Source organism: Pseudomonas lactis, assembly GCF_001439845.1.
Classification (GTDB): domain Bacteria; phylum Pseudomonadota; class Gammaproteobacteria; order Pseudomonadales; family Pseudomonadaceae; genus Aquipseudomonas; species Aquipseudomonas lactis.
In genome coordinates this window covers 40,095-63,681 of sequence record NZ_JYLO01000022.1, presented here as the reverse complement: position 1 = coordinate 63,681, position 23,587 = coordinate 40,095, and the positions used below count along the sequence as shown (strand labels likewise).

Genomic DNA, 23,587 nt, shown 5'->3' with positions numbered 1-23,587 from the left:
AACAAGGGGCAAGAATCGCCGGCCTTTATTCGGAGGGCACGTATTCTACAACTTCCAGGTCGAATCCGGATATCGCATTAAATTTCATCGGTGCGCTCATCAGGCGCATTTTGCGCACACCCAGGTCGCGCAGGATCTGCGAACCGGCACCGACGATGCTGTAGGTGGTCGGCTTTTTCACCGGCACGGCATCAGCAGTTTCGCGGATATGTGCCAGCAATACATCGCCGTCCAGCGGGTGACCGAGCAACAGCACCACACCGCTGCCCGCCTCGGAAACCGCAGCCATGGCGGCGCGCAGGCTCCAGCGGCCCGGCTGCTTGACCATCAACAGGTCACGCAGGGGGTCCATGTTGTGCACGCGTACCAGGGTCGGTTCTTCGGCGCAAATGTTGCCCAGGGTCAGGGCCATGTGCACGTCGCCTTCCACTGAATCACGGTAGGTCACCAAATTGAATTGGCCCAGTTCGCTGTCCAGTGGCTGCTCGGCAATCCGCTGAACGGTACGTTCGTGGATCATGCGGTAGTGAATCAGGTCGGCGATGGTACCGATCTTGAGGTTGTGTTCGGCGGCAAAGGCTTCGAGTTCAGTCCGACGGGCCATGGTGCCATCATCGTTCATCACTTCGCAGATCACCCCGCTTGGCTCGAAACCGGCCATGCGCGCCAAATCGCAGGCGGCTTCGGTGTGGCCGGCACGGGCCAGGGTACCGCCCGGCTGGGCCATCAGCGGGAAGATGTGACCCGGGCTGACGATATCTTCGGCCTTGGCGTCTTTCGCAGCGGCGGCTTGCACGGTGCGGGCGCGGTCAGCGGCGGAAATGCCGGTGGTGACGCCCGTGGTGGCTTCAATGGATACGGTGAACTTGGTGCCAAAACCCGAGCCATTGCGCGGCGCCATCAGGGGCAGCTTGAGCAATTCGCAGCGTTCGCGGCTCATGGGCATGCAGATCAGCCCACGGGCGTGCTTGGCCATGAAGTTGATGTGCTCGGGCTTGCACGCCTCGGCGGCCATGATGATATCGCCTTCGTTCTCGCGATCTTCGTCATCCATGAGGATGACCATCTTGCCTTGGCGGATGTCTTCAACCAGTTCTTCGATGCTATTGAGCGCCACGCGGCACCCCCTTGGTCAGGATTTCAGGTAGCCGTTAGCGGCCAGAAAACTTTCGGTGATGTTACCGGCTGCAGGCTCTGCGGCCTTTTCGCCCAGCAACAGGCGCTCCAGGTAACGGGCAAGCAAGTCCACTTCCAGGTTCACCCGGCGGCCCGGCTGGTACGAGGCCATGATGGTTTCGCTGAGGGTGTGGGGAATGATGGTCAGTTCAAATTCGGCGCCATTCACGGCGTTCACGGTCAGGCTGGTGCCATCGACGGTGATCGAGCCTTTGTGAGCGATGTACTTGGCCAGCTCTTTGGGCGCGCGGATACGGAATTCCACGGCGCGGGCGTTTTCGCTGCGCGCCACCACTTCGCCGACACCGTCGACATGGCCGCTGACCAGGTGACCGCCCAGGCGCGTGGTGGGCGTCAGGGCTTTTTCCAGGTTGACCGGGCTGCCGGCCTTGAGGTCGTTCATCGCGGTGCAGTCCAGGGTTTCCCGGCTGACATCGGCAGCAAAGCCGTTGCCCGGCAGCTCGATGACGGTCAGGCACACGCCGCTGACGGCGATGCTGTCGCCCAGCTTGACGTCGCCCAGGTCCAGCTTGCCGGTTTCAACCAGCAGGCGGACATCGCCGCCTTTGGGGGTCATTGCACGGATGCTGCCGATGGATTCGATAATGCCGGTGAACATTTCGTTCTCCTGAAAACGAGGGGCTGACGCTTAAGCGCAGGCCGGGAATTATACGCTCACTGCTGGGACGGGGATGGCAGTGACTCGCCAGTCGTCGCCCACAGCGCGCATGTCGGTGATCTTGAGTTGGGGGGCATCGGCCAACTTCTCAAGCGGCCAATCCAGCAACGGGCGGGCAGCAGAGCCTAAGAACTTGCCGGCGATGAATATCACGTACTCATCCACCAGGCCTTGTTGGGCAAACGCACCGGCCAGGCTTGGCCCAGCTTCCACCAACACGTCGTTGACGCCACGGGCAGCCAGGGCGACCAATGCCGAGCGCAGGTCTACCTGGCCTTCCACGCCAGGCACCACCAGGCACTCAGGGCCACGGGGAAACTGGTTCTCTGGGGTGACGCAGGTGATGACCAATGCCGGGCCGGCCTTGAAGAACGGCGCGTTGAGCGGCACCCGCAGGCGGCCATCGATCAGCACGCGCAACGGCGGGCGCGACATGGCCAGGGCGGTGGTTGCTTCATCCAGGCCCAGTTCGGCGGCGCGTACGGTCAAGCGGGCACCGTCGGCCAGTACCGTGTCGGCACCGGTCAGCACCACACTGGCTTCGGCGCGCAGGCGTTGCACCGCAGCACGGGCGGCGGGGCCGGTGATCCACTGGCTTTCGCCGCTGGCCATCGCCGTGCGGCCGTCCAGGCTCATCGCCAGCTTGACCCGCACAAACGGCAGGCCCTGCTCCATGCGCTTGAGGAAGCCGGGGTTAAGCGCCCGCGCTTCGGTTTCCAACACACCGCTGCGCACCTCGATACCGGCCTGGGCCAGGCGCTGCATGCCCCGCCCGGCCACTTCAGGGTTCGGGTCCTGCATGCCGGCCACTACCCGCGCTACGCCGGCGGTCACCAGCGCATCGGCGCAGGGCGGCGTACGGCCATGATGGCTGCACGGTTCAAGGGTCACGTACACCGTCGCGCCACGGGCCTTGTCGCCAGCGGCGCGCAGGGCATTGGGCTCGGCATGGGGTTCGCCGGTGCGCTCATGCCAGCCTTCGCCGACAATCTGCCCGTCACGCACGATCACGCAGCCAACACGGGGGTTGGGGTGGGTGGTGTACAGGCCCTTGCGCGCCAATTCGAGGGCGCGGGCCATGTAGTGGGCGTCGAGCACAGCCTGTTCAGAGGTCATTGTTTGGAGGGCTCACGGGCCAGGCGGTCGATCTCTTCGCGGAACTCATTGAGGTCCTGGAAGCGTCGATACACCGAGGCAAAACGGATATAGGCGACTTCGTCGAGCTTTTGCAGCTCGCCCATCACCAGCTCACCGACCACCAGGCTCTTGACCTCGCGCTCGCCGGTCGCCCGCAGCTTGTGCTTGATATGCACCAGCGCCGCTTCCAGGCGCTCGACACTCACCGGGCGTTTTTCCAGGGCGCGCTGCATACCGGCGCGCAGTTTTTCTTCGTCGAAAGGCTGGCGGCTGCCGTCGGACTTGATCAGACGCGGCAACACCAGTTCGGCGGTTTCGAAGGTGGTGAAACGTTCACCACAGGCCAGGCATTCGCGCCGGCGACGCACTTGGTCGCCCTCGGCGACCAGACGCGAGTCGATGACCTTGGTGTCGTTGGCACCGCAGAAGGGACAGTGCATGGTTGGCAGGCAACAAAAAATGGGAGGGCCATGGTAGCGCATCCCTGTGGCAAGACAAGCCATAGCCTTTACGGTATATAGGCAGGCTTATATGTTTCATATTTTTAAGCCACGGATTTTGTCCTTTCTGGAGCCGTACATGCAGTTACGACCACTCGTTCTACTCAGCCTGTTCAGTTTTCTGGTCGCCTGCAGCAGCGAAGCCCCCAAGCCGGCCGCGCCTCAACCCACCCCGGCGCAAGAGAAAAAAGTCCCAGGCATTGAAGACCTCGGCCCCCTGCCCGCCTATCAGCGCGAAATCAGCGGCAGCCTGACCAACGTGCCTGCCGGTGCCGAAGTCGAGATGGCGCTCCTGGTGATCGACGACCGTTCGCGCCCGCAGCAACTGCTCGCCAGCAGCGTACTGAGCGGCAACGGCAAGCCCCTGGCCTTCCGCCTGCGCTTTAACCCTGAAGCCTTCCCGGCCGGTGCGCGCGTGGAATTGCGCGGCCGCGCCAGCCAGTCCGGCCAGTTGATCCTGCATCTGCCTGCCGTGCGCGTCACCCAGGCGATCACCCAGAGCACCGGCCCCCTGCAACTCGTCAAGGCGCCATGACGCCACCGCTGGGCCTGCAACACGCCTTGAGCGCGTTGATTGGCGATGCGCAATTGGTGCCCTGCCCATTGCCGGGCACCGCGTTGTCGTTGTGGCTGCTGGACGCCGACAACATGGACCGCGCCTTCAGCCAGGAAGAAACCCGGCGCATCCTGCATGAGCCGCCCTACTGGAGCTTTTGCTGGGCCAGCGGCCTGGCATTGGCGCGTTACCTGGCGGCGCATCCCGAGTGGGTCGCCGGCAAACGCGTGCTGGATTTCGGCGCAGGTTCGGGCGTAGCCGGGATCGCCGCCGTCAAGGCTGGCGCCCTGGAGGTGGTGGCCTGCGACCTTGACCCACTTGCCTTGGCCGCTTGCCTTGCGAATGCCGAGCTCAACCAGGTACCGCTGAGTTATTCGGCAGACTTTTTTGCCGAAGCCGACCGCTTCGACCTGATTCTGGTGGCCGACGTGCTCTACGACCGCGCCAACTTGCCGTTGCTGGATCAGTTCCTCACCCGTGGCCGCGAAGCGCTGGTGGCGGATTCGCGGGTACGGGATTTCCAGCATCCGGATTACCGGCGGCTGGAGATCCTCGAGGCCTTGACCCTGCCAGATCTGGCTGAGCCTTGGGAGTTTCGCAAGGTGAGCCTGTACCATTCGCGGCGCGCTTGAGGCCATCGCGGGCAAGCCCTAATGCCAGTCAGTTAAGGTTTTTTTGTAGGAGCGAGCTTGCTCGCGAAAAACTCAAAGGCGCCGCGTTCATTCAGCAAGCACGCGTTATCGTTCACGTTTTTCGCGAGCAAGCTCGCTCCTACGCAAGGCGATGACCGCTTAACTGACTGGCATTAGGGCAAGCCCGCTCCCACAGGGGAATGCATTTCAAGATGGGAGCTACCACGATACTTTCAGCCAACCTCGCCAGCCCTTATAGTTGCCCCCATTCCCGCTTTATTCGAGATGCCCCATGAGTGAGCCCACGCCGTACATCTTCGACGTCACCACCGCCAACTTCGACCAGGCCGTTATTCAGAACTCCTTCGAAAAGCCCGTACTGGTCGATTTCTGGGCCGAGTGGTGCGCTCCCTGCAAAGCGCTGATGCCGATGCTGGCGAAGATTGCCGAGAGTTATCAGGGCGAGTTGCTGCTGGCAAAAGTCGACTGCGAAGCCGAACAAGACATCGTGGCGCGTTTTGGCATTCAAAGCCTGCCGACGGTGGTGCTGTTCAAGGATGGCCAACCGGTGGACGGTTTTGCCGGGGCACAGCCGGAGTCGGCAGTACGGGCAATGCTAGAGCCCCATGTGCAAATGCCACCACCGGCTGCGGCGGACCCGCTGGAGCAGGCTCAGGCGCTGTTCAGCGAAGGGCGCATCAGCGAGGCCGAAGCGCTGCTGGTGCAGTTGTTGGGCGAAGACAACACCAACGCCGCCGCGCTGATCCTGTATGCACGTTGCCTGGCTGAGCGCGGTGAATTGGGTGAAGCCCAGGCCGTGCTCGACGCGGTCAAGAGCGACGACCACAAGGCCGCCCTGGCCGGGGCCAAGGCGCAAATCACCTTCCTGCGCCAGGCTGCGGACTTGCCGGACGCCGCCGATCTGAAAAGCCGCCTGGCGCAAAACCCGCTGGATGACGAAGCGGCCTATCAGTTGGCGATCCAGCAATTGGCGCGCCAGCAATACGACGCGGCGCTGGAAGGGCTGCTCAAGTTGTTTATCCGCAACCGCGGCTACAGCGAAGGCCTACCCCACAAAACCTTGCTGCAGGTGTTCGAATTGCTGGGCAATGATCACCCGCTGGTCACGGTGTACCGCCGCAAGTTGTTTGCCGCGCTGTACTAACCCAACCTTGTAGGAGCGAGCTTGCTCGCGAATAACGACAACGATAACGCGGGCATCCTGGATGAACGTGGTACCTGAGAGTTTTTCGCGGGCGAGCTCGCTCCTACAAAGCGCCGACCCAGGTGTAGAGCGGGGTGTCGCCGCCGCTGGCCACCTTCACGTTGGCGCTGTGGCGCAGGCGCACCAGCAGGCGCTTGCCCGCCCCGGCATCGCCGGCCAGGCCTTCGAGTTGGTCGAGCAATTCCAGGCCATTGAGTTGCCCGGCCTTGCGCAGTAAATCCTGGGCGTTCTGCCACAGGTCTTCGTTCTGTTTGACCGGTGCCGCAGTAGGCGCGCTGGGCGTTGGCGCGGCCTGCAGTTGGGCGCCCAATCGCGCCCAATCGCCGTCGTCCAGCTCCAAGGTCAAGTCCACCGGCAGGTCGCCGATGGTTCCACGAATTCGCAACATCGTCCTTACTCCTGCATTTTTCTGACGGGCATGCTCCCACGCAGCTTGCGCAACACCAAGCGGGCGGTCAAACTCTCGGTTCAATTGTTATAAGATCACATAACAAAACTTTCATCCTGGAGCTCTCTCATGCGCCGTTTGCTGCTCGCTTTGCCGTTTGCCCTGCTGCCACTGGCTGTCGCTCATGCTCACGAAGACCATGACCACGAGCACGGCAGCCTCGGCGCCCATGAACATGGCGTCGGGCGCCTGAATGCCGTGCTGGACGGCCAGGCCCTGGAGCTGGAACTGGACAGCCCGGCCATGAACCTGGTGGGTTTCGAACATGTAGCCACCAGCGCCGCCGACAAAGCCAAGGTCGCCGCCGTGCGCAAACAGCTGGAAAATCCATCGGCCCTGTTCAACCTGCCCAAGGCCGCAGGTTGTGTGGTCAGCAGCCAGGAACTCAACAGCCCGTTGTTCGGTGACAAACCGGAAGCCGAGCATGACGACGATGACCACGCCACCGACGGCAAAGGCGCCGCCGCCCACAAGCATGATCACGACCACAGTGAAATCCACGCCCATTACCAGTTCACCTGCGCCACACCGACAGCCCTGGGCAACCTGGACTTGAGCCAGGTGTTCAAGACCTTCCCCGCCACCCAGAAAATTCAGGTACAACTGATCGGCCCGAGCGGTCAGCAAGGTGTTGACGCAACGGCAACCGCCGCCACGCTGAAGTTCTGATTTGAAACAAGGTCCATGTGAGAGCTGGCTTGCCTGCGATACAGGCGACGCGGTGCAGCAGGCACACTGCAGCGATGCCATCGCAGGCAAGCCAGCTCCCACAGTGGATCGGCGCCATTTTCGACTACCAGGCGACACTGACTTCCCATGACTCAAGCGTTAATCGAACTGTCCGACCTGGGCTTCAACTGGCCCGGTCACCCGCAGTTGCTGGACATTCCCGCGTTCCGCCTGGAACCCGGGGAAACCTTGTTCCTCAAGGGCCCAAGCGGCAGTGGCAAGACCACTTTGCTGGGGCTGCTGGGCGGCGTGCAGAAGCCCAGCCAGGGCAGCATTCGCCTGCTCGGCCAAGAGTTGACCGAACTCTCGGCCGGCGCCCGTGACCGTTTCCGTGTGGACCACACCGGCTATATCTTCCAGCAGTTCAACCTGCTGCCGTTTCTGTCAGTGCGCGAGAACGTCGAGTTGCCTTGCCACTTTTCCAAGCTGCGCGCGCAACGGGCCAAGCAGCGTCACGGCAGCGTCGACCAGGCCGCTGCGACCTTGCTCGCACACCTGGGTTTGAAGGACCCGAGCCTGCTGGAACGCCGTGCCGATTCGCTGTCCATCGGCCAACAACAACGGGTGGCCGCTGCCCGAGCGCTGATCGGCCAGCCAGAGCTGGTGATCGCCGACGAACCCACCTCGGCCCTGGACTACGACGCCCGCGAAGCCTTCCTGCAGTTGCTGTTCGCCGAATGCCGCGAAGCGGGCGCCAGCCTGTTGTTTGTCAGCCATGACCAGAGCCTGGCGTCGCTGTTCGACCGCAACCTGTCGCTGGCCGAACTCAATCGCGCCGCCATGCCCGCAGAGGTTTGAGATGTATCTGTTCCGTCTAGCCATGGCCAGCCTGGCTAACCGCCGCTTTACCGCGATCCTCACCGCGTTTGCCATCGCGCTTTCCGTCTGCTTGCTGCTCGCGGTGGAGCGTGTGCGCGTCGAGGCGCGCAACAGTTTCGCCAGCACCATCAGCGGCACCGACCTGATCGTCGGCGCCCGTTCCGGCTCGGTCAACCTGCTGCTGTACTCGGTGTTCCGCATCGGCAACGCCACCAACAACATCCGTTGGGACAGCTACGAGCACTTCGCCGCCAGCCCTCAAGTGAAATGGGCGATTCCGATTTCCCTTGGCGATTCCCATCGCGGCTACCGGGTGATGGGCACCAACGAATCCTACTTCGAGCACTACCAGTACGGGCGCAAGCAAAACCTCGAGCTGGCCAGCGGCCGCGCCTTCGCCACCGACCCGTTCGAAGTGGTGCTCGGCGCCGAAGTGGCCGAGGCCCTGCATTACAAGCTCGGTGACAAGCTGGTGCTGGCCCACGGCGTGGCGGTGGTCAGCCTGGTCAAGCATGACGACAAACCGTTCACAGTGGTCGGCATTCTCAAGCGCACCGGCACGCCGGTGGACCGCACGCTGCATATCAGCCTCGGCGGCATGGAAGCGATCCATATCGACTGGCACAACGGCGTGCCGGCACAGGGCAAAGGCCGCATCAGTGCCGACCAGGCGCGCAATATGGACCTCACGCCGCAAGCCATTACCGCGTTCATGCTCGGCCTGAACAACAAGATTTCCACCTTCGCCTTGCAACGGCAGATCAATGAATTCCGTGGCGAGCCCATGCTGGCGATCCTGCCCGGCGTCGCGCTGCAAGAGTTGTGGAGCATGATGGGCACTGCCGAAAAAGCCTTGTTTGTGATCTCGCTGTTCGTGGTGCTGACCGGTTTGATCGGCATGCTCACGGCGATCCTCACCAGCCTTAACGAGCGCCGCCGCGAGATGGCGATCCTGCGCTCGGTGGGTGCGCGGCCTTGGCACATCGCAACGCTGCTGATCTTCGAAGCCTTCGCCCTGGCCTTGTCCGGCGTGGTGGCGGGCCTGGGGTTGCTGTACCTGTGCATTGCCGCCTCGCGGGGTTATTTGCAGGCCAATTACGGCCTGGACCTGCCGATGTCGTGGCCGAGCGAATATGAATGGACGTTGCTCGCCGGTATCCTGGCAGCCGCCCTGTTGATGGGCAGCGTGCCCGCGTGGCGCGCCTACCGCCAATCTTTGGCCGATGGCCTGTCCATCCGTTTATGAGGAAGGCTTCGATGCGTCGTGCCCTGTTTGCCCTGTTGTTGTTGATGGCCGTGCCTGCCTGGGCGCAGGAGCAGCCCAAGGATTTGTCCTGGCAGGAGATGATCCCGCCTGATGCGCCACCCGAAGTGCCCAATATGAAGCCGCTGCACGACCTGTCGAACATGGCCGATGCCTTGTCCGCCGAAGCCGCGCCGGCGGCCAAGCAGGACATGCCCAACGCGCCGGTGGTACAGAGCCTGGATGGCCAGCACATTCGCCTGCCGGGGTATATCGTGCCGCTGGAAGTCAGCGAAGAAGGCCGCACCACGGAGTTTCTGCTGGTGCCGTATTTCGGCGCCTGCATCCATGTGCCGCCACCGCCGTCGAACCAGATCGTGCACGTGAAAAGCGAGGTGGGGGTGAAGCTCGATGAGCTGTATCAACCGTACTGGATCGAAGGCGCGATGCAGGTCAAGCCATCGTCCAGCGAATTGGCCGATGCCGGTTACCAGATGGATGCCCAGAAGATTTATATGTACGAGCTCGAGGAATAACCCCACCAGCAAACACACCGAAGATCCAAATGTGTGCGGGCTTGCTCCCGAAGGCGGTGTATCAGTCACTGAGTCTTTAACTGAACCAGCTTTATCGCAGCATAGGTATCTACACAACGCTGTAACGGTGGACGGTAACCAAGATGCGAAGCGAGCTGCTCTTGATCTTGATCTGCTTTTGATCTTAGGCGCCCCGTTAAACCACGCTGGCCGGAATTCGACAGGGATTTGGGGGGGGTAAACCGGCAGGGATGCCGGTTTAGCCGCCGTCAGGGCGGAACCCTAAGTGGCCGTTACCGCAGCAATGGATATGTACTCTGTAAGGCCGTCTTCGCAGGCAAGCCAGCTCCCACATTTGGATGGTGGTGTGTCTGGTAGATCAGCGTCGGCTGTCAGGCCGTCACGGGAGCAAGCTCCCTCGCCACAGTCCGGCGTCGCACCAAAGTTGTGTAGATACCTATGGCCATCGCACGCAAGCCAGCTCCCACAGGTTTAGATCAGTGGCAAAAGTGACTGATCACCCTTTCATTGAGCTGAGTCAAAAGACCGAACGGAACGATCTTTACCATTGGACGTACAACTTTTAAACGTCCTTTGGAGCTCCCATGAACAAGTCTCTGCTCGGCGCGTCCCTCTTCGCGCTCGCCCTCGTCGCCCCCGTCGCTCACGCCCACCAGGCGGGCGATATTCTAGTTCGCGCCGGTGCAATCACCGTGAACCCGAAGGCCGACAGCAGCAGCGTCAAAGTTGACCAGGGCCCATTGGCCGGTACCAACCTGGGCGGCAAGGCGACCATGAGCAGCGACACCCAATTGGGCTTGAACTTCGCCTACATGATCACCGACCACGTCGGCATCGAACTGCTCGCGGCCACGCCGTTCGAGCATGACGTGAAGATCAAGAACACCGCCCTGGGCGCCGCCAACGGCAAGCTCGGCACCCTGAAACACCTGCCGCCGACCTTGAGCGTCGTGTACTACCCGCTGGATCATAAGTCTGCGTTCCAGCCGTATGTGGGCGCCGGTATCAACTACACCTGGATCTACGACGAACACGTGGGCAGCCGTGCCGAACAGGCCGGTTTCAGCAACTTCAAGGCCGAAAACTCCTGGGGCTGGGCCGCGCAGATCGGCGCCGACTACATGATCAACGACAAGTGGATGATCAACGCCCAGGCGCGCTACATCGACATCAGCACCAAAGCGACTGTGGATAACAACGCGCTGGGCCAGGGCACTCGGGCCAAGGTCAATGTGGATGTAGACCCGATGGTTTACATGGTGGGTATCGGCTACAAGTTCTAAGTCCGGTTAAGCCACACCGCATAACCCATGTGGGAGGGGGCTTATGTGGGAGCCGGGCTTGCCCGCGATGCAGACACCTCGGTGTATCAGTGATACCCAGGTGATGCTATCGCAGGCAAGCCAGCTCCCACATAAGTCCCCTCCCACTTTTGGTTTTGGGGGTGTCAGCTATGGCGGTAGAAGCGATCCAGTAGCGCCGGCAAGCCTGCCCGCCATGCCCGTGGCTTGATGCCGAAGGTATGCAGGATTTTCTTGCAGGCCAGCACCGCATGCTGCGGTTCATCCGCCGCATCCGGCCGCGCTGCGTGAGCCTGGGCGGTGGGGGACTCGATGGCCAACGGATGGAAGTTGCGCGCTTCAGTGAGAATCGCCTGGCCCAGCGCCAACGGCGTGGTCGCCTCGTGGCCGGCGTAGTGGTAAGTGCCCCACAGTGGCGCGGCGCAATCGAGTTGCTTGAGCACCGAGATAATTACCCGTGCGGCGTCGTCAACCGGCGTCGGGTTGCCACGACGGTCGTCGGCCATCAACAGCTCATCCGGTTTTTCAGCCCGGGCCAGGAAGCGCCCCAGCGTGCCGTCGACGCTGTCATCCAGTAGCCAGCCAAACCGCAGCAGCACATGCTGCGGGCACGTGGCGCGCACGCTTTGTTCGATGCGCCACAACGCCTGGCCGCGCAGGCCCAGGGGCACCGGCTCGTCTTTCTCGCTGTAGGCGGTGGCGCGGGAGCCATCGAATACGCGGTAGCTGGACGGTTGCAGCAGGGTGATGCTGTGATGCTGGCACAGCTCGGCCAGGCGTTCGATGGCGAATTCCTGGGCGGCCAAGCGGGACTCGCTCACGGCTTCGGCCTGGAACCAGTCGAAATAGTAGGCGAGGTTGATCAAGGCATCGGGACGGGTGTCGTCGAGCAATTGGGTGAGACTTGCGGCATCCCAGCCGTCTTGGGGCGGTTTGGGGGCGAGGAAACCGATGTCTTCCTCCGCACCGAGGCGAATCAGCGCCTGCCCGAGGGCATTCCCGCCGCCCAGTAACATAAGGCGCATTCGCATAGATTGAGCAGGCCCGGTCTGTTTGGAACGATGGTTATTATCGACAGGCGTGTGTGCGCTGTCGTAGGTCATTGCCAGAATCGTTGCATTTTGCGGGCTTGTAGCGCAACCGTCACGGATTAAGTGTCTTGACGTCGGGTTCGGCGGCCTCCTGTTTCAGCGCCGTACGCGGTGCGAGCAAGAGCTGCTGTGGATAAGTCTGGGCGAAGTGCACCGCCTCACAGTTATCCACAAGCTTTTTCAGACGCTGGTTAAACGCACGGCTGACCGCGTACTGGCCACCCGAAACCGTGCGGAACTGCGCGGTGAGCACCACGCCATTGAGGTCCATCTTGTCCACCCCGAACACTTCCAACGGCCCTTGCAGGTTGTACTTGAGGAACACATCGTCGCGGATCGACTGGCCGGCTTCGCGGATCAGCTCCACGGCCTTGTCCACGTCGGTGTCGTAGGTGAACTGCACCGAGAAGAACGCATAGGCGAATTGACGGGACTGGTTGGTGACCGCCTTGATCTGCCCGAACGGCACAGAATGCACAAAGCCCTTGCCGTCGCGCAGGCGCAGGGTGCGGATGGTCAGGCCTTCGACGGTGCCGGCGTGGCCGGAGTCGAGCACCACCCAATCGCCGATGGACAGGGTGTCTTCGATAATGATGAACAGGCCGGTGATCACGTCCTGCACCAGTTGCTGGGAACCGAAACCGATGGCCAGGCCCACCACCCCGGCGCCCGCCAGCAACGGCGCGACATTGATGCCCAGGTTGGCCATGGTGGTGATCGCGCAGATCACCACCAGGATGATCTTCACCGCATTGCGCAGCAGCGGCAGGATGGTTTTGACCCGGGTACTGGGCTGGCGGCTGGAGCGTTTATTCACCGGTGGTTTGAGGGCTTCCTGGATCGCGGTGTCGAGCACCACCCAGAACAGCCAGGTCACCAACAGGATCAGGCCGATGCTGCTGAGGGAGTCACTGATGGCCCGGCCCACGGAGTTGCGCTGGGCGAATTCGAACAACGAGACACCCCAGATACGCCCGAGTATCTCGATAAACGCGATGGCCATGACGATACGCAAAATCGCGTGCAGCAAACTCAGGAAGCGTTCCTTGTAGGCGCTGCTGCGTTGGATCGATACCTGACTGCGGGACTTGAACAGGTGTTGCAGCACAGTGCTGAGAAACACCGTACCGATCAGTAACAAGGTGGTGAGCAGCGCGCAGCGCAGGGCCTCTTGGTTGTCGTCACCGGCGCCAATCAGGTTGACCGCCGAGACCAGCACCATCAACAGAATCGGCCAGTACCAGAGCCCGGAAAACACCCGCAGCGACTGTTGCAATGCTGGATGCTTGAGGCGCTGGGCCAACGGCCGGTTGCGGATCAAATGGGCCACCGGGCGACGCAGGCGTACCACCAGCACGCCAAAGATGACCGCGGCAAACAGGCCGGTAAACACAGCGATGCTGCTGGTGATATTGCCGCCCAGTTGCCGAGCGATTTGCGGGCTGGTCAGCGCATCGCTGAGGGCCGCGAGAAAGCCGATCAGGAATAGAGGCTTGGGGCAATAGTCACGAATGATCCGCACCGCAGGCCGCTTGTGCCCGACGTTGAACATCACAATGACGCACAGCAACAGCGAGGTGGAAAAGATGCCACTGCTGGTGGCGTAGGCAAAACACAGCGCCAGGGCTCGGCCGACAGACGCGGCTAAAAAGTGACTGACATAAAGGGTCAACGGCAAGCAGATCAGCGCTGGAATCGTGTAGGGCACCACATAGCCCAGCAAGCCTTGCAGCCGTTGACGCCGCGCAAGGAATGGGCGACGGCTCGCGCGTTTCACAACCAGGCGCCCCAGCATCGTCAGCAAAGCAAAGGCACCGGCCCACACGCCAGACAACAGCAGGAAATCGCCGGCCACGCTCCACGGCGAGCGTGCGGTGGTCTGGTCCACCAGACGCCCTACTTCGTCTGCGGCGCGGTCGGCCCGCAGGCGCCAGGCGTCAATGAGGTTCTGGTTGAGGTCGAGCTTGTCTTGCACGTCATCAATGCTGGAACTGATGGCCCCGAGTAGCCCGCCTTGCACCAGCAATTCCGGCTTGGCCGGCGTCTCGGCAGCGGGTGCCGTCGCTGCGGCTTGCAGTGCGCCGTTACCGCAAAGCAGCAACGCACCGAGCAGTAATGCAGTCTTTAGATTCAGCAAAACAGCGAGCTCCTTCAGCAGGGTCTGTAAGGAACTGACGGGTTTAGGCCTTGATCGTTCCCCGCATGGGCGATGCCCTCGCATCTTTTCCTACCCTGTACCGCCTGTAGGAATGTGGAAACTTTCAGCCAAATAGCGCAGTCATCCCATAACGGAGGTCACCTCACCCACCAACCACGGGAGCACACATGGCGGCGATTCACATCGGCATTTCCGGCTGGCGCTACACGCCCTGGCGCGGGGACTTCTACCCCGAAGGGCTGACCCAGAAACGCGAGTTGCAGTTTGCGTCACGCGCCGTCAACAGCATCGAAATCAACGGCTCGTTCTACGCGCTGCAAACCCCTAAGCGCTATGCCGAGTGGTATGCCGATACGCCTGAAGGTTTCATGTTCAGTGTCAAGGCGCCCCGTTTCATCACGCATATCCTGCGCCTGCGCGATGTACACAAGCCGATGGCGAATTTCTTCGCTTCCGGGGTGCTGGAACTCAAAGAAAAACTCGGCCCAATCCTCTGGCAGTTTCCGCCCAGCTTCAAATTCGACGCCACGCTGTTTGAAACCTTTTTGGCTGAATTACCCGCCGACACCCAACAGGCCGCCGCCCTCGCGCGCCAGCATGAGCCGCGTCTTAACGGCAAGGCGAGCATGAAGGCCTATGCCAAGAAGCCGTTGCGCCATGCCGTGGAGATTCGCAATACGAGTTTTGCCGTGCCGGAGTTCATCCAGATGCTGGATAAGCACGGGGTGGCCCTGGTGGTCGCGGACACCGCAGGCAAGTGGCCGTACATGGAAGACGTGACCGCCAACTTCATGTACCTGCGCTTGCACGGCGACAAGCAGCTATACGCCAGTGGCTATAGCGCCGAAGCGCTCCAGCGCTGGGGTGACCGCATCGAGCGCTGGGCCCACGGCAAGCAGCCTGCCGATGCACACCTGGTCGACCCGCACCACACGCCCCGCAGGCGTAAACAGCGCGATGTGTTCTGCTTTTTCGACAACGACATCAAAGTTCGCGCGCCCTTCGATGCACGCCAATTGCTGCAACGTTTCGGGCTGGACCAACACCTGCTCACCGAACCTGGCCGGCTGCCGGAACCAGGAGTATTGCCATGACACATCCAGAGCTGATCCCCACCCCGCCGACCACCGCCATCACTCGCTTTACAGTGCTGACGGTCAATATACACAAGGGTTTCACCGCACTGAATCGCCGCTTCATCTTGCCCGAGCTGCGTGAAGCGGTGCGCAGCGTGGGCGCAGACATGGTGTTCTTGCAGGAGATCCATGGCACCCACGAACGCCATCCGCAGCGTTACAGCGACTGGCCAAAAATGCCGCAGTATGAGTTCCTCGCCGACAGCATCTGGCCGCAGTTTGCCTATGGGCGCAATGCGGTGTACCCCCATGGCGACCATGGCAATGCACTGCTGTCCAAATTTCAGATCATCCGCTATGACAACCTCGACATATCGCAAAGCGGCCATGAAAACCGCGGCCTGCTGCATTGCGTGCTGCGCCTGCCGGGCAGCGGTCAGCAGGTGCACGCGATCTGCATCCACCTGGGCTTGCGCGAGGTGCATCGCCAACAACAATTGCGGTTGCTGGAACAACGTATCCGCGAGATTCCGGCCGATGCGCCGTTGGTGGTCGCCGGCGACTTCAACGACTGGCGGCAAAAAGCCGACCTGAGTCAAAGCGGTTTGCAGGAAGTGTTCATGCACACCCTCGGCAAACCGGCGCGCACCTTCCCGGCGCGCCTGCCACTACTGCCGCTGGACCGCATTTATGTGCGCAATTTGAAGGTGCACAACCCGCGCGTGCTCACCACTCGCCCCTGGTCCCATCTTTCAGACCATGTGCCGCTGTCGGTGGAGGTGGAGCTATGAACGTTGCGGTAGACCATATCGCCACAGACCAACCGCCAGACGACAGCAAGGCGCGGGATCTGGATTACGGCTGGCAAAGCGGCAACCGCGTGGAGTTGCTGGAGAACGGCGAGGCATACTTTCCTGCCGTATTCGAGGCGTTGCGCGGCGCCGAGCGCGAGATCCTGCTGGAGACCTTTATCCTCTTTGAAGACAAGGTCGGCTTTGAGCTGCACAGCATCCTCATCGAGGCGGCCAAGCGCGGGGTGAAGGTGGTGGTCAGCCTCGACGGTTTTGGCTGCGGCGAACTGAGCCCGGGCTTCCTGCGGGAGTTGGCCGAGGCCGGGGTGATGGTGCAGATGTTCGACCCGGCGCCCAAGACGCTCGGCATACGCACTAACTGGTTTCGCCGCCTGCACCGCAAGATCGTCGTGGTGGACGCCCGCGTGGCGTTTATCGGCGGGATCAATTTTTCCGCCGACCACCTGGCGGATTTCGGCCCCGAAGCCAAGCAGGATTACTCAGTACAGGTGATCGGCCCGGCTGTGGCAGACCTGCACCATTTCGCCCTCGCCCAAAGTGGCCGCCAGGTGCGCAGCCGTCGCGGTTGGCGACGGCGCCAACAACGGCCTTCGCCCTGGACAAACGAGCCAGGCGACGGCCTGGTGCGCCTGATCTATCGCGACAACATCCAGCATCGTGATGACATCGAAGACGCGTATATCCACGCCTTGAGCCAGGCCCGGCAGCGGGTGGTGATCGCCAATGCTTACTTCTTCCCCGGCTACCGCCTGCTTCGCGAGATCCGTAACGCGGCGCGCCGTGGCGTGCACGTGCAGTTGATCATGCAGGGCCAGCCGGACGTGCTGTTGGCGAAACTGGCCGCGCGCATGCTCTATGACTACTTGCTCAAAGATGGCGTGGTGATTCACGAATACTGCCAACGCCCGCTGCACGGCAAGGTGGCGTTGGTGGATGACGAATGGAGCACCGTCGGCTCCAGCAACCTGGACCCACTGAGCCTGGCATTGAACCTAGAAGCCAACGTGCTGATTCGCGACCGGGCTTTCAATCAACAGCTCTACGAACGCCTGGAAGCACTCGCCCACAATCATTGCCAGACCATGCCGGAAAAGCGCAAGCCACGCCTGTGGCTCTGGCGCCTGACCGTGGGTTTCCTGGTGTTTCATGTGATGCGCCATTTCCCGGTACTGGCCAGTTGGTTGCCGGCCCACAAACCGCGCTTGAAACCTTTTGAGGCCACGCCCCATGACGTCTGAAGCCCGCCCCCAAGCGCAAGCCTCTGGGTTCAAGCGCTGGAAGAAACCGCTGACGATTGCGTTCTTCGTGCTGCTGATCGTGTTGTTTACCCTGCTCGCCCGGCGCATCGACTGGAGCGAAGTGTTCCAGACCCTGAGCGAGTTCAAGCTGCGCACATTGTTCATCGCCGGCGCGCTGACGCTGTGCAGTTTCATTGTCTACGCCTGTTTTGACCTGATCGGCCGCACCTACATTCGCCAGCCGCTGCGCTGGAAGCAGATATTGCCGGTGGGCATCATCAGCTACGCGTTCAACCTCAACCTCAGCGCTTGGGTCGGCGGCATTGCCATGCGGTACCGGCTGTATTCGCGCCTGGGCGTGAGCACCAGCAATATCGCCAAGATCCTCGGCCTGAGCCTGGCCACCAATTGGTTCGGCTATACGGCGTTGGCCGGGGTGGTGTTCAGCAGCGGGTTGGTGACCCTGCCGCCGGGCTGGAAGCTCAGCAGCGGCGCCTTGCAAGGAGTCGGGGTGTTATTGGTGCTCGCGAGCCTGGGCTACCTGGCGGCGTGCCGGTTTTCTAAAAAGCGCGCGTGGTCGATTCGCGGTATCGAGATCAACTTGCCGTCGCTGCGCATGGCCTGTTTGCAGCTGGCTCTGGGTGCGTTGAACTGGTCGTTGATGGCCGCAGTGATATTCACCTTGCTGCCGGCCAAACTGGATTACCCGTTGGTGCTGGGGGTGCTGTTGATCAGTGCGATTGCCGGAGTGGTCACCCATATCCCGGCCGGGTTGGGGGTGTTGGAGGCGGTGTTCATTGCGCTATTGCAACATGAGGCGTCGCGGGGGAGTTTGCTGGCGGGGCTGATCGCGTACCGGGCCATTTATTTTATTTGCCCGTTGTTGATTGCACTGGTGATGTATTTGGGGGTGGAGGCCAAGGCCAAGGCGTTGCGGGTGAAGAAGACAGCCTGATGAGGCCGTGGTGACTGTTGAATCGCTATCGCGGGCAAGCCCGGCTCCCACCTCGGAACGCATTCCCCTGTGGGAGCCGGGCTTGCCCGCGATAGCGATCAAAAGGGCGACACCTATCGGGACTGAATGATGCTCAACCGCTCCCCCACCACCATCTCGGTAATCCAGTCCACCAGTATCGAGGTGTACGCCTGTTGCGACACCGGGTCGCTCAGGGAATGGTCGGCACCGTCGATGATGCGGTGGGTCAGGGAGTGGGTCTGCTGGCACGCCGCACGATAACTCATGATGGTGGCGTGGGGCACATGGTCGTCGGTTTCCGATTCGACAATCAGCACATCGCCGGTAAATTGCGCACAGGCATGCAGGGCCCGATTGGTTTCGGCGTGCACCAGGGTGCCGCGGTAATCCATCAGGTCGGCTTTGTCCAAATCGCGCTTGGGCTTGAGCCATTCCTGGTCGCGGTACAGTGCCGGCACTCGCAGCGCCAGCCAGCGTACCGGGCGCAACGAGGTGAGGATCGCCGCCAAGTAGCCGCCATAACTGGTGCCCACCACTGCCACCGCCGAGGTGTCTATTGCCGGGTGGGACAGTAGGCGGTCGTAAGCAGCCAGCAGGTCGCGCAGGTTGTCTTCGCGGGTGACGCGGGACAAGGGGATGCCGGTGCCAGCATGGCCACGCAGGTCGAAGGTCAGGCACACACACCCAAGGCCTGCGATACCTTTGGCTCGCTCCAAGTCGCGCTCCTGGCTACCGCCCCAACCGTGCACGAACAACACACCGGGCACTTTGGACTTGGGGCTGAGGAAGGTCCCGCTCATTTGTTCGTCGTCTATATCAATGCTGATGCTCTCGCTTCTAGCCGTCATAAGTCTGGACCGTCACATACTTGAGTAGAAAGTCGCTGTTCTCGGCCGGGCCTCGGTATACCTCGATGGCATCCGCCGGCAGCGCTTGGTCTACATAGGTTTCTACCGAGGACACACGGATGGCCTTCAGGCCCGGGTGGTTGATAAAGCTCTGCAGCGCCGCGACTTCCGCGCTACTGGCCCCGCCCATGCGCCAGGATTGTTCGAGCACGCCACTGCGGCGCTGGCCTGTGCTGTCCAGGCCTTGGGCGATGTCGTAGTTGCGGCGCGAGGCGAAGAAGCTTGGGTAGGCTTCATTCGCGGCTCGGTCAAAAACCAGCGCCTGTTCGATAGCCTTACGCACGTCTTCAGGCAGATCCAGTTCGAGCAGGGCTGCGTAATCACCGGGGACGACCAGCAGATCGGAACCGCCGTAGACCTCTTCGCCCTGCCCGTCTTGCGTCAGGTGCTGCTCGCCGCAGTAGCTGAAGAGGTGATCGCCGATAAAACTCTGGCCCACACTATGGGTGACCACCTCGTGCAGGTCTTGTTCCAGCACCACGCCTTGATTGAACATTCGGGCCGCTTCCGGGCGGGCCACTATCGCGTCGAATTCATCCAGGCTGTGGATAACTTCCTGCCCCCGCCCTGCACAGGCATTTACGGGTTTCAGACGAATCGGGCCGCTGTAGAGCAAGCGGGTCGCGGCAGGCCGTGCATCCTCAAGGGCGAACACACTCACGCCGTCCAACACCACGTCACGCACACGCTCGCAGAATGTCGGCGACCAGCCTTCGGGCGCCTTGGCCTCGGGACTCAGCAGGCCGTGACTGATGGCTTTGGTGCAGATGAAAGCGTGATCGACATAGCCGCCCCACAGATCTTGTGGCCCTTTGATATTGAGCCGTTGCGCTTGGGCAGGTCCGACCAGCGTTTGCGTGGGCAGCAGGTACAATTCCCGGCCCGCATGCAGGGCCGGGTCGTAGCTACCACCGAACTTGAGCCCCAGGATCTGCGCCAGCCAGCGCGCGAGTGCACGGTTGGTTTCAATTTCATGCAGGGGCGCGCCTTCTCGCATGGAGTGGGCGACCACCAGCTTCTTGCGACTTATGGGGGTCATGCGTTCCCCTTTCTATCAGCCGTTGTGTAGCAGGAGGGCTGCATGGATCAGGCCAACATAGGGTTTGCGGGGATGGTCGTAAAATCAATCAGTTGCGCAAGAAGTGATGGCCGTTAGCCTGTTTTATTCTGCACGACCCTAAGTTAACCCTGCGGCGTTCTGCACGATTCAAACCCCAAAACGGTTGCGGTAATCGCTGGGGGACAAGCCCGTGATTTTCTTGAAAATGGCGCGAAAGGCGCTGGGGTCCTGATAGCCCACGGTCCAGGCAATGTGATCGATCGTGCCGTTGGTGAACTCCAGCATCTGCCGTGCCTTGCCGACCCGCAGGTGCTGGCAGTACTCGGTGGGTTTCAACCCGGTGGCGTTGCGAAATCGCCGCAAGAACGTGCGCTCCTCCAGGTTGGCCTCCTGCGCCATCGCCGCCACGGACACATCCACCGCGCCACTGGCCTGCAGCCAATGCTGGACCTTGAGAACCGCACCATCACCATGCCTGAGAATCGGCGCAAAGTTGCTACCGCACTGGCTGGCACTGGCGCTGTGTTCAATCACCAGAAAACGCGCCGTGTCGGCTGCAACGCTCGGGCCCATCAGGCGGTCGACCAGGCGCAGGCCCAGTTCGGACCAGGCCATCAGCCCAGCGGAGGTGATCAGGTCGCCGTCATCGACAATGGGTTTATCCGCTTCCAGGCGCACCGCCGGGTAACTGGCCGCAAAGGACTTCGCGGAAGACCAGTGAGTGGTGGCGCTGCGACCATCCAACAAGCCGCTGCGCGCCAGCATGATCGAACCGATGCACACACCGCCCAGCACGGTGCCGGCCGCATGTTGCTGGCGCAGCCATTGCAGCAGTGCAGGCGGCGCCTGGTCTTCGGTGAACTCGGCAATCGAGGGTGGCACCAGCACGGCCATCATCGGTTGGTCGGGGCCGGGATGGCTGTCGAACGTGCGCGCGGGCGTGCCGTGGGCATCTACCTGCCAGTGGCTGACCCGCAGCAGCGGCAGTTGCGCAGATTCATGCTCGGCGGCGATGCGGTTGGCGACCCCGAACAGGTCAGTCAGCCCGTGGACTGCGGCGAGTTGCGCGCCCTGGTAGATCAACACACCCAGCTCGACAGTGCTGCGTTGCGCGGCCATTGTCAGTTTTCCCCCTGTTATTGTCGGTGCAGCCAATTCTCGGTGTGATCGCCAGATAAGATACTAGGCCCATCAACCCATCACGAGGCAACATACATGGCCAAGCAGGCGCTCATCCTAATCGATATCCAGAACGACTACTTCCCCCAGGGCAAGTGGCCGCTCGACGGCGTGGAAGCCGCAGCGGACAAGGCGGCGCAGGTGCTACAGGCGTTTCGGCAAGCAGGCGATGCGGTGATTCATGTACGCCATGAGTTCGCTGGCGACGACGCACCCTTCTTCACCCCGGGCTCCGAAGGCGCGCACTTGCATGCCAAGGTAATCAACAAGGGCGATGAGCCGGTGGTACTCAAACACTTCGTGAATGCGTTTCGCCAAACCAACCTGCGCGAACTGCTGGAACAGCGCAGCATCACCGACGTGGTGGTAGTGGGGAGCATGAGCCATATGTGCGTTGACGCCGTGGTGCGGGCAGCGGCGGACCTGGGCTACAAGGTTACGGTGATTCATGATGCCTGCGCGACCCGCGACCAGGAGTTCAACGGCCAGGTGATTCCGGCAGCGCAGGTACACGGCGCGTACATGGCCTCCCTGGCCTTTGGCTATGCGGGTGTGGTGTCGGCAGAGGAATATTTGAAGGCCCAAGCAGCGGCCGCGTGACCGCCACCCGGGCTGATCGCTTTAGCGTGTGGCAATGATGAACAGGCGCGGAAAGGGCAACAACACCGTGCCATCGGCCAGGGCTGGATAAGCCTGGGTAATTCGCGCCTGGTATTGCTGCAGGAAGGCGGCTTTTTCATCGTCGGTCAACGGCGCAAGAAAAGGCCGTAATGCCGAAGCCTTGAACCACTCCACCACCGCCCCGTGGTCCGCCAACGGGTGCTGATAGGTGGTGCGCCACACATCCACGGTACTGCAATGCTTGCTCAGCAGTTCGTAGTAGTAACTGGCGGTGTGCCGCTCATTGTGTTTGACCGCCCCTATCTTGGCCGCCCATGGGCCATCGGCCGCAACTTCACGGGCCAGGCGATGGGCGGGCTCGTCCAGATTGTCCGGGGTTTGCACCGCCAGCGTACCGCCTGGGTTCAGTTGGTGGACCAAGTGCGGGTACAGCGTGGCGTGATCGGGCAGCCATTGCAGCGAGGCATTGGCCAGGATCACATCCAAGCGTTGCGCCGGATGCCAGGCGCCGATGTCTGCCAGCTCGAAGTTCAACCTGGGCAGGCGCTTGCGTGCGTCTACCAACATGTCATCGGAGCTGTCCATGCCCGTGACGTGCGCTTGGGGGAAACGCTCGGCCAGTACTTCGGTGGAGTTCCCCGGCCCGCATCCCAGGTCGACAGCGGTGGTCACGTCGATGTTGGGAATGGCTGCCACCAGGTCACGGACGGGGCGAGTGCGCTGCTGTTCGAACATCGTGTACTGCTTGGCGGACCAGGTCATCACAGCTTTCCTTCTTGCTAGAGGTGGCGACAGCCTAAATCTTGTGAGCCATGAGAACAAATGTCGGGGTTGGTGTGCTGTCTGCACAAAGGCATCCCGTGCACCGACACCTGGGCATTGCCCATAAAAAACCCCCGATGCTTTCGCTATCGGGGGTTTTGTTTGTTCAGGGTCGGTCTTGGACCTTAGAACGGGATATCGTCATCAAAGCTGTCGAAATCCGGAGCCGGTTGCGGAGCAGCCTGTTGTGGCGCTGGGCGCGACTCACGCTGTGGCTGTTGGCTTGGCTGCGGACGCGACTGCTGTGGGCGCGGTGCCGAGTTGGACATGCCGCCCTGGCCCTGTTGGTCGCCCTGTGGACGGCCGCCCAGCAGTTGCATGGTGCCTTGCATGTCGACCACGATTTCGGTGGTGTAACGCTTGATGCCGTCTTTTTCCCACTCGCGGGTTTGCAGTTTGCCTTCGATGTACACCTGCGAACCTTTGCGCAGGTATTCACCGGCGATCTCTGCGACCTTGCCGAACAACGACACGCGGTGCCACTCGGTTTTCTCTTTGCGCTCGTTGGTCTGCTTATCGGTCCATTGCTCGCTGGTCGCCAGACTCAGGTTGGTCACAGCATTACCGTTAGGCAAGTAGCGAACTTCGGGATCCTGGCCGCAAGTACCGACCAATATGACTTTGTTAACCCCACGGGCCATAAC

General features: G+C 61.7%; 25 protein-coding genes. 13 read left to right on the top strand and 12 right to left on the bottom strand.

All coding sequences use genetic code 11. From position 1 onward, the window contains the following. Positions 1 to 25: 25 nt before the first annotated feature. Genes ribBA through nrdR form a run of 4 tightly spaced genes read right to left on the bottom strand, consistent with a single transcriptional unit; the run spans position 26 to position 3,432 of the window. Entirely contained in the window at positions 26 to 1,117 is a 1,092-nt protein-coding gene (gene ribBA, locus TX24_RS28810; RefSeq protein ID WP_003194579.1) for a bifunctional 3,4-dihydroxy-2-butanone-4-phosphate synthase/GTP cyclohydrolase II, read from the bottom strand. 15 nt (positions 1,118 to 1,132) lie between these two features. Beyond that, positions 1,133 to 1,795, bottom strand: coding sequence for a riboflavin synthase (locus tag TX24_RS28805; RefSeq protein WP_044269053.1), 663 nt, complete (start codon positions 1,793 to 1,795; stop codon positions 1,133 to 1,135). A 48-nt stretch (positions 1,796 to 1,843) separates the two neighbouring features. Further along, a complete protein-coding gene (ribD, locus tag TX24_RS28800) occupies positions 1,844 to 2,971 on the bottom strand; it encodes a bifunctional diaminohydroxyphosphoribosylaminopyrimidine deaminase/5-amino-6-(5-phosphoribosylamino)uracil reductase RibD (RefSeq protein ID WP_057711942.1) in 1,128 nt (375 codons plus the stop codon). Beyond that, the gene (nrdR, locus tag TX24_RS28795; protein ID WP_019818855.1) at positions 2,968 to 3,432 is read right to left on the bottom strand and encodes a transcriptional regulator NrdR; all 465 of its coding nucleotides are present in this window, start codon (positions 3,430 to 3,432) and stop codon (positions 2,968 to 2,970) included. The genes ribD and nrdR overlap by 4 nt, the downstream gene beginning before the upstream one ends. Before the next feature lie 139 nt (positions 3,433 to 3,571). On the opposite strand from nrdR, the gene TX24_RS28790 reads away from it, so the two are divergent. From TX24_RS28790 to trxA, 3 genes are all read left to right on the top strand, one after another. Continuing rightward, positions 3,572 to 4,027, top strand: coding sequence for a YbaY family lipoprotein (locus tag TX24_RS28790; RefSeq protein ID WP_003194586.1), 456 nt, complete (start codon positions 3,572 to 3,574; stop codon positions 4,025 to 4,027). Then, entirely contained in the window at positions 4,024 to 4,680 is a 657-nt protein-coding gene (locus TX24_RS28785) for a class I SAM-dependent methyltransferase (protein ID WP_057711941.1), read from the top strand. The genes TX24_RS28790 and TX24_RS28785 overlap by 4 nt, the downstream gene beginning before the upstream one ends. A gap of 292 nt (positions 4,681 to 4,972) precedes the next feature. Next, the gene (gene trxA, locus TX24_RS28780; RefSeq protein ID WP_057711940.1) at positions 4,973 to 5,845 is read left to right on the top strand and encodes a thioredoxin; all 873 of its coding nucleotides are present in this window, start codon (positions 4,973 to 4,975) and stop codon (positions 5,843 to 5,845) included. 103 nt (positions 5,846 to 5,948) lie between these two features. On the opposite strand, the gene TX24_RS28775 is transcribed toward trxA, so the two are convergent. After that, positions 5,949 to 6,293, bottom strand: a complete 345-nt coding sequence (locus tag TX24_RS28775) for a hypothetical protein (protein WP_044269065.1) — start codon at positions 6,291 to 6,293, stop codon at positions 5,949 to 5,951. A gap of 129 nt (positions 6,294 to 6,422) precedes the next feature. Here TX24_RS28775 and TX24_RS28770 point away from each other — a divergent pair, with 129 nt between their 5' ends. The 5 genes from TX24_RS28770 (at position 6,423) to TX24_RS28750 (ending at position 10,984) form a co-directional block, all read left to right on the top strand. After that, entirely contained in the window at positions 6,423 to 7,022 is a 600-nt protein-coding gene (locus tag TX24_RS28770; RefSeq protein WP_047711882.1) for a DUF2796 domain-containing protein, read from the top strand. Between the two features lie 147 nt (positions 7,023 to 7,169). Further along, complete coding sequence (locus TX24_RS28765) at positions 7,170 to 7,880, top strand: ABC transporter ATP-binding protein (RefSeq protein ID WP_044269070.1); 711 nt, start codon at positions 7,170 to 7,172, stop codon at positions 7,878 to 7,880. Between the two features lies 1 nt (position 7,881). Beyond that, a complete protein-coding gene (locus TX24_RS28760; protein WP_044269071.1) occupies positions 7,882 to 9,147 on the top strand; it encodes an ABC transporter permease in 1,266 nt (421 codons plus the stop codon). An 11-nt stretch (positions 9,148 to 9,158) separates the two neighbouring features. Next, positions 9,159 to 9,680, top strand: coding sequence for a DUF3299 domain-containing protein (locus TX24_RS28755; protein ID WP_032895087.1), 522 nt, complete (start codon positions 9,159 to 9,161; stop codon positions 9,678 to 9,680). 605 nt (positions 9,681 to 10,285) lie between these two features. Beyond that, positions 10,286 to 10,984 carry an OmpW/AlkL family protein gene (locus TX24_RS28750; RefSeq protein WP_014720136.1) on the top strand — a complete coding sequence of 233 codons (699 nt, stop codon included), beginning with the start codon at positions 10,286 to 10,288 and terminating at the stop codon, positions 10,982 to 10,984. A 164-nt stretch (positions 10,985 to 11,148) separates the two neighbouring features. On the opposite strand, the gene TX24_RS28745 is transcribed toward TX24_RS28750, so the two are convergent. Then, complete coding sequence (locus TX24_RS28745; RefSeq protein ID WP_032897752.1) at positions 11,149 to 12,033, bottom strand: sugar nucleotide-binding protein; 885 nt, start codon at positions 12,031 to 12,033, stop codon at positions 11,149 to 11,151. 112 nt (positions 12,034 to 12,145) lie between these two features. Further along, positions 12,146 to 14,230, bottom strand: coding sequence for a mechanosensitive ion channel family protein (locus tag TX24_RS28740; protein ID WP_057711939.1), 2,085 nt, complete (start codon positions 14,228 to 14,230; stop codon positions 12,146 to 12,148). Between the two features lie 188 nt (positions 14,231 to 14,418). Here TX24_RS28740 and TX24_RS28735 point away from each other — a divergent pair, with 188 nt between their 5' ends. Genes TX24_RS28735 through TX24_RS28720 form a run of 4 tightly spaced genes read left to right on the top strand, consistent with a single transcriptional unit; the run spans position 14,419 to position 18,332 of the window. Beyond that, entirely contained in the window at positions 14,419 to 15,345 is a 927-nt protein-coding gene (locus TX24_RS28735; RefSeq protein ID WP_057711938.1) for a DUF72 domain-containing protein, read from the top strand. Then, positions 15,342 to 16,118 carry an endonuclease/exonuclease/phosphatase family protein gene (locus TX24_RS28730; RefSeq protein WP_044269375.1) on the top strand — a complete coding sequence of 259 codons (777 nt, stop codon included), beginning with the start codon at positions 15,342 to 15,344 and terminating at the stop codon, positions 16,116 to 16,118. The genes TX24_RS28735 and TX24_RS28730 overlap by 4 nt, the downstream gene beginning before the upstream one ends. Continuing rightward, complete coding sequence (clsB, locus tag TX24_RS28725) at positions 16,115 to 17,377, top strand: cardiolipin synthase ClsB (RefSeq protein WP_047711886.1); 1,263 nt, start codon at positions 16,115 to 16,117, stop codon at positions 17,375 to 17,377. The genes TX24_RS28730 and clsB overlap by 4 nt, the downstream gene beginning before the upstream one ends. Continuing rightward, positions 17,367 to 18,332 (top strand): lysylphosphatidylglycerol synthase domain-containing protein, encoded by a 966-nt coding sequence (locus TX24_RS28720; RefSeq protein ID WP_057711937.1) that lies wholly within the window; start codon positions 17,367 to 17,369, stop codon positions 18,330 to 18,332. Before clsB ends, TX24_RS28720 begins: the two co-directional genes overlap by 11 nt. Positions 18,333 to 18,445: 113 nt before the next feature. Here TX24_RS28720 and TX24_RS28715 read toward each other — a convergent pair whose 3' ends face one another. From TX24_RS28715 to TX24_RS28705, 3 genes are all read right to left on the bottom strand, one after another. Further along, on the bottom strand, positions 18,446 to 19,201 hold the full coding sequence (locus TX24_RS28715) for an alpha/beta hydrolase family protein (protein ID WP_032895080.1): 756 nt from the start codon (positions 19,199 to 19,201) through the stop codon (positions 18,446 to 18,448). Next, a complete protein-coding gene (locus TX24_RS28710; RefSeq protein ID WP_057711936.1) occupies positions 19,191 to 20,300 on the bottom strand; it encodes a DUF3182 family protein in 1,110 nt (369 codons plus the stop codon). The genes TX24_RS28715 and TX24_RS28710 overlap by 11 nt, the downstream gene beginning before the upstream one ends. Before the next feature lie 168 nt (positions 20,301 to 20,468). Continuing rightward, positions 20,469 to 21,440, bottom strand: coding sequence for a GlxA family transcriptional regulator (locus tag TX24_RS28705; protein WP_044269383.1), 972 nt, complete (start codon positions 21,438 to 21,440; stop codon positions 20,469 to 20,471). A 96-nt stretch (positions 21,441 to 21,536) separates the two neighbouring features. On the opposite strand from TX24_RS28705, the gene TX24_RS28700 reads away from it, so the two are divergent. Further along, a complete protein-coding gene (locus tag TX24_RS28700; protein ID WP_057711935.1) occupies positions 21,537 to 22,100 on the top strand; it encodes a cysteine hydrolase family protein in 564 nt (187 codons plus the stop codon). 21 nt (positions 22,101 to 22,121) lie between these two features. Here the strand turns inward: TX24_RS28700 and tam are convergent, their stop codons facing one another. Together tam and TX24_RS28690 are read right to left on the bottom strand one after the other, a co-directional pair. Beyond that, on the bottom strand, positions 22,122 to 22,883 hold the full coding sequence (tam, locus tag TX24_RS28695; RefSeq protein WP_057711934.1) for a trans-aconitate 2-methyltransferase: 762 nt from the start codon (positions 22,881 to 22,883) through the stop codon (positions 22,122 to 22,124). A 185-nt stretch (positions 22,884 to 23,068) separates the two neighbouring features. Then, entirely contained in the window at positions 23,069 to 23,584 is a 516-nt protein-coding gene (locus TX24_RS28690) for a single-stranded DNA-binding protein (RefSeq protein WP_003194626.1), read from the bottom strand. Between the last annotated feature and the right edge of the window lie 3 nt (positions 23,585 to 23,587).

What these genes read in the sequence shown, in the direction of transcription:
- TX24_RS28755 (WP_032895087.1), top strand. Translation starts at nt 9,159, where the DNA reads ATGCGTCGTGCCCTGTTTGCCCTGTTGTTGTTGATGGCCGTGCCTGCC.
- TX24_RS28705 (WP_044269383.1), bottom strand. Translation starts at nt 21,440, where the DNA reads ATGGCCGCGCAACGCAGCACTGTCGAGCTGGGTGTGTTGATCTACCAG.
- TX24_RS28720 (WP_057711937.1), top strand. Translation starts at nt 17,367, where the DNA reads ATGACGTCTGAAGCCCGCCCCCAAGCGCAAGCCTCTGGGTTCAAGCGC.
- ribD (WP_057711942.1), bottom strand. Translation starts at nt 2,971, where the DNA reads ATGACCTCTGAACAGGCTGTGCTCGACGCCCACTACATGGCCCGCGCC.
- TX24_RS28770 (WP_047711882.1), top strand. Translation starts at nt 6,423, where the DNA reads ATGCGCCGTTTGCTGCTCGCTTTGCCGTTTGCCCTGCTGCCACTGGCT.
- TX24_RS28750 (WP_014720136.1), top strand. Translation starts at nt 10,286, where the DNA reads ATGAACAAGTCTCTGCTCGGCGCGTCCCTCTTCGCGCTCGCCCTCGTC.
- nrdR (WP_019818855.1), bottom strand. Translation starts at nt 3,432, where the DNA reads ATGCACTGTCCCTTCTGCGGTGCCAACGACACCAAGGTCATCGACTCG.
- clsB (WP_047711886.1), top strand. Translation starts at nt 16,115, where the DNA reads ATGAACGTTGCGGTAGACCATATCGCCACAGACCAACCGCCAGACGAC.
- TX24_RS28785 (WP_057711941.1), top strand. Translation starts at nt 4,024, where the DNA reads ATGACGCCACCGCTGGGCCTGCAACACGCCTTGAGCGCGTTGATTGGC.
- TX24_RS28690 (WP_003194626.1), bottom strand. Translation starts at nt 23,584, where the DNA reads ATGGCCCGTGGGGTTAACAAAGTCATATTGGTCGGTACTTGCGGCCAG.
- tam (WP_057711934.1), bottom strand. Translation starts at nt 22,883, where the DNA reads ATGACCTGGTCCGCCAAGCAGTACACGATGTTCGAACAGCAGCGCACT.
- TX24_RS28805 (WP_044269053.1), bottom strand. Translation starts at nt 1,795, where the DNA reads ATGTTCACCGGCATTATCGAATCCATCGGCAGCATCCGTGCAATGACC.
- TX24_RS28790 (WP_003194586.1), top strand. Translation starts at nt 3,572, where the DNA reads ATGCAGTTACGACCACTCGTTCTACTCAGCCTGTTCAGTTTTCTGGTC.
- TX24_RS28735 (WP_057711938.1), top strand. Translation starts at nt 14,419, where the DNA reads ATGGCGGCGATTCACATCGGCATTTCCGGCTGGCGCTACACGCCCTGG.
- TX24_RS28765 (WP_044269070.1), top strand. Translation starts at nt 7,170, where the DNA reads ATGACTCAAGCGTTAATCGAACTGTCCGACCTGGGCTTCAACTGGCCC.
- TX24_RS28700 (WP_057711935.1), top strand. Translation starts at nt 21,537, where the DNA reads ATGGCCAAGCAGGCGCTCATCCTAATCGATATCCAGAACGACTACTTC.
- TX24_RS28730 (WP_044269375.1), top strand. Translation starts at nt 15,342, where the DNA reads ATGACACATCCAGAGCTGATCCCCACCCCGCCGACCACCGCCATCACT.
- TX24_RS28715 (WP_032895080.1), bottom strand. Translation starts at nt 19,201, where the DNA reads ATGACGGCTAGAAGCGAGAGCATCAGCATTGATATAGACGACGAACAA.
- TX24_RS28760 (WP_044269071.1), top strand. Translation starts at nt 7,882, where the DNA reads ATGTATCTGTTCCGTCTAGCCATGGCCAGCCTGGCTAACCGCCGCTTT.
- TX24_RS28710 (WP_057711936.1), bottom strand. Translation starts at nt 20,300, where the DNA reads ATGACCCCCATAAGTCGCAAGAAGCTGGTGGTCGCCCACTCCATGCGA.
- TX24_RS28775 (WP_044269065.1), bottom strand. Translation starts at nt 6,293, where the DNA reads ATGTTGCGAATTCGTGGAACCATCGGCGACCTGCCGGTGGACTTGACC.
- TX24_RS28745 (WP_032897752.1), bottom strand. Translation starts at nt 12,033, where the DNA reads ATGCGAATGCGCCTTATGTTACTGGGCGGCGGGAATGCCCTCGGGCAG.
- trxA (WP_057711940.1), top strand. Translation starts at nt 4,973, where the DNA reads ATGAGTGAGCCCACGCCGTACATCTTCGACGTCACCACCGCCAACTTC.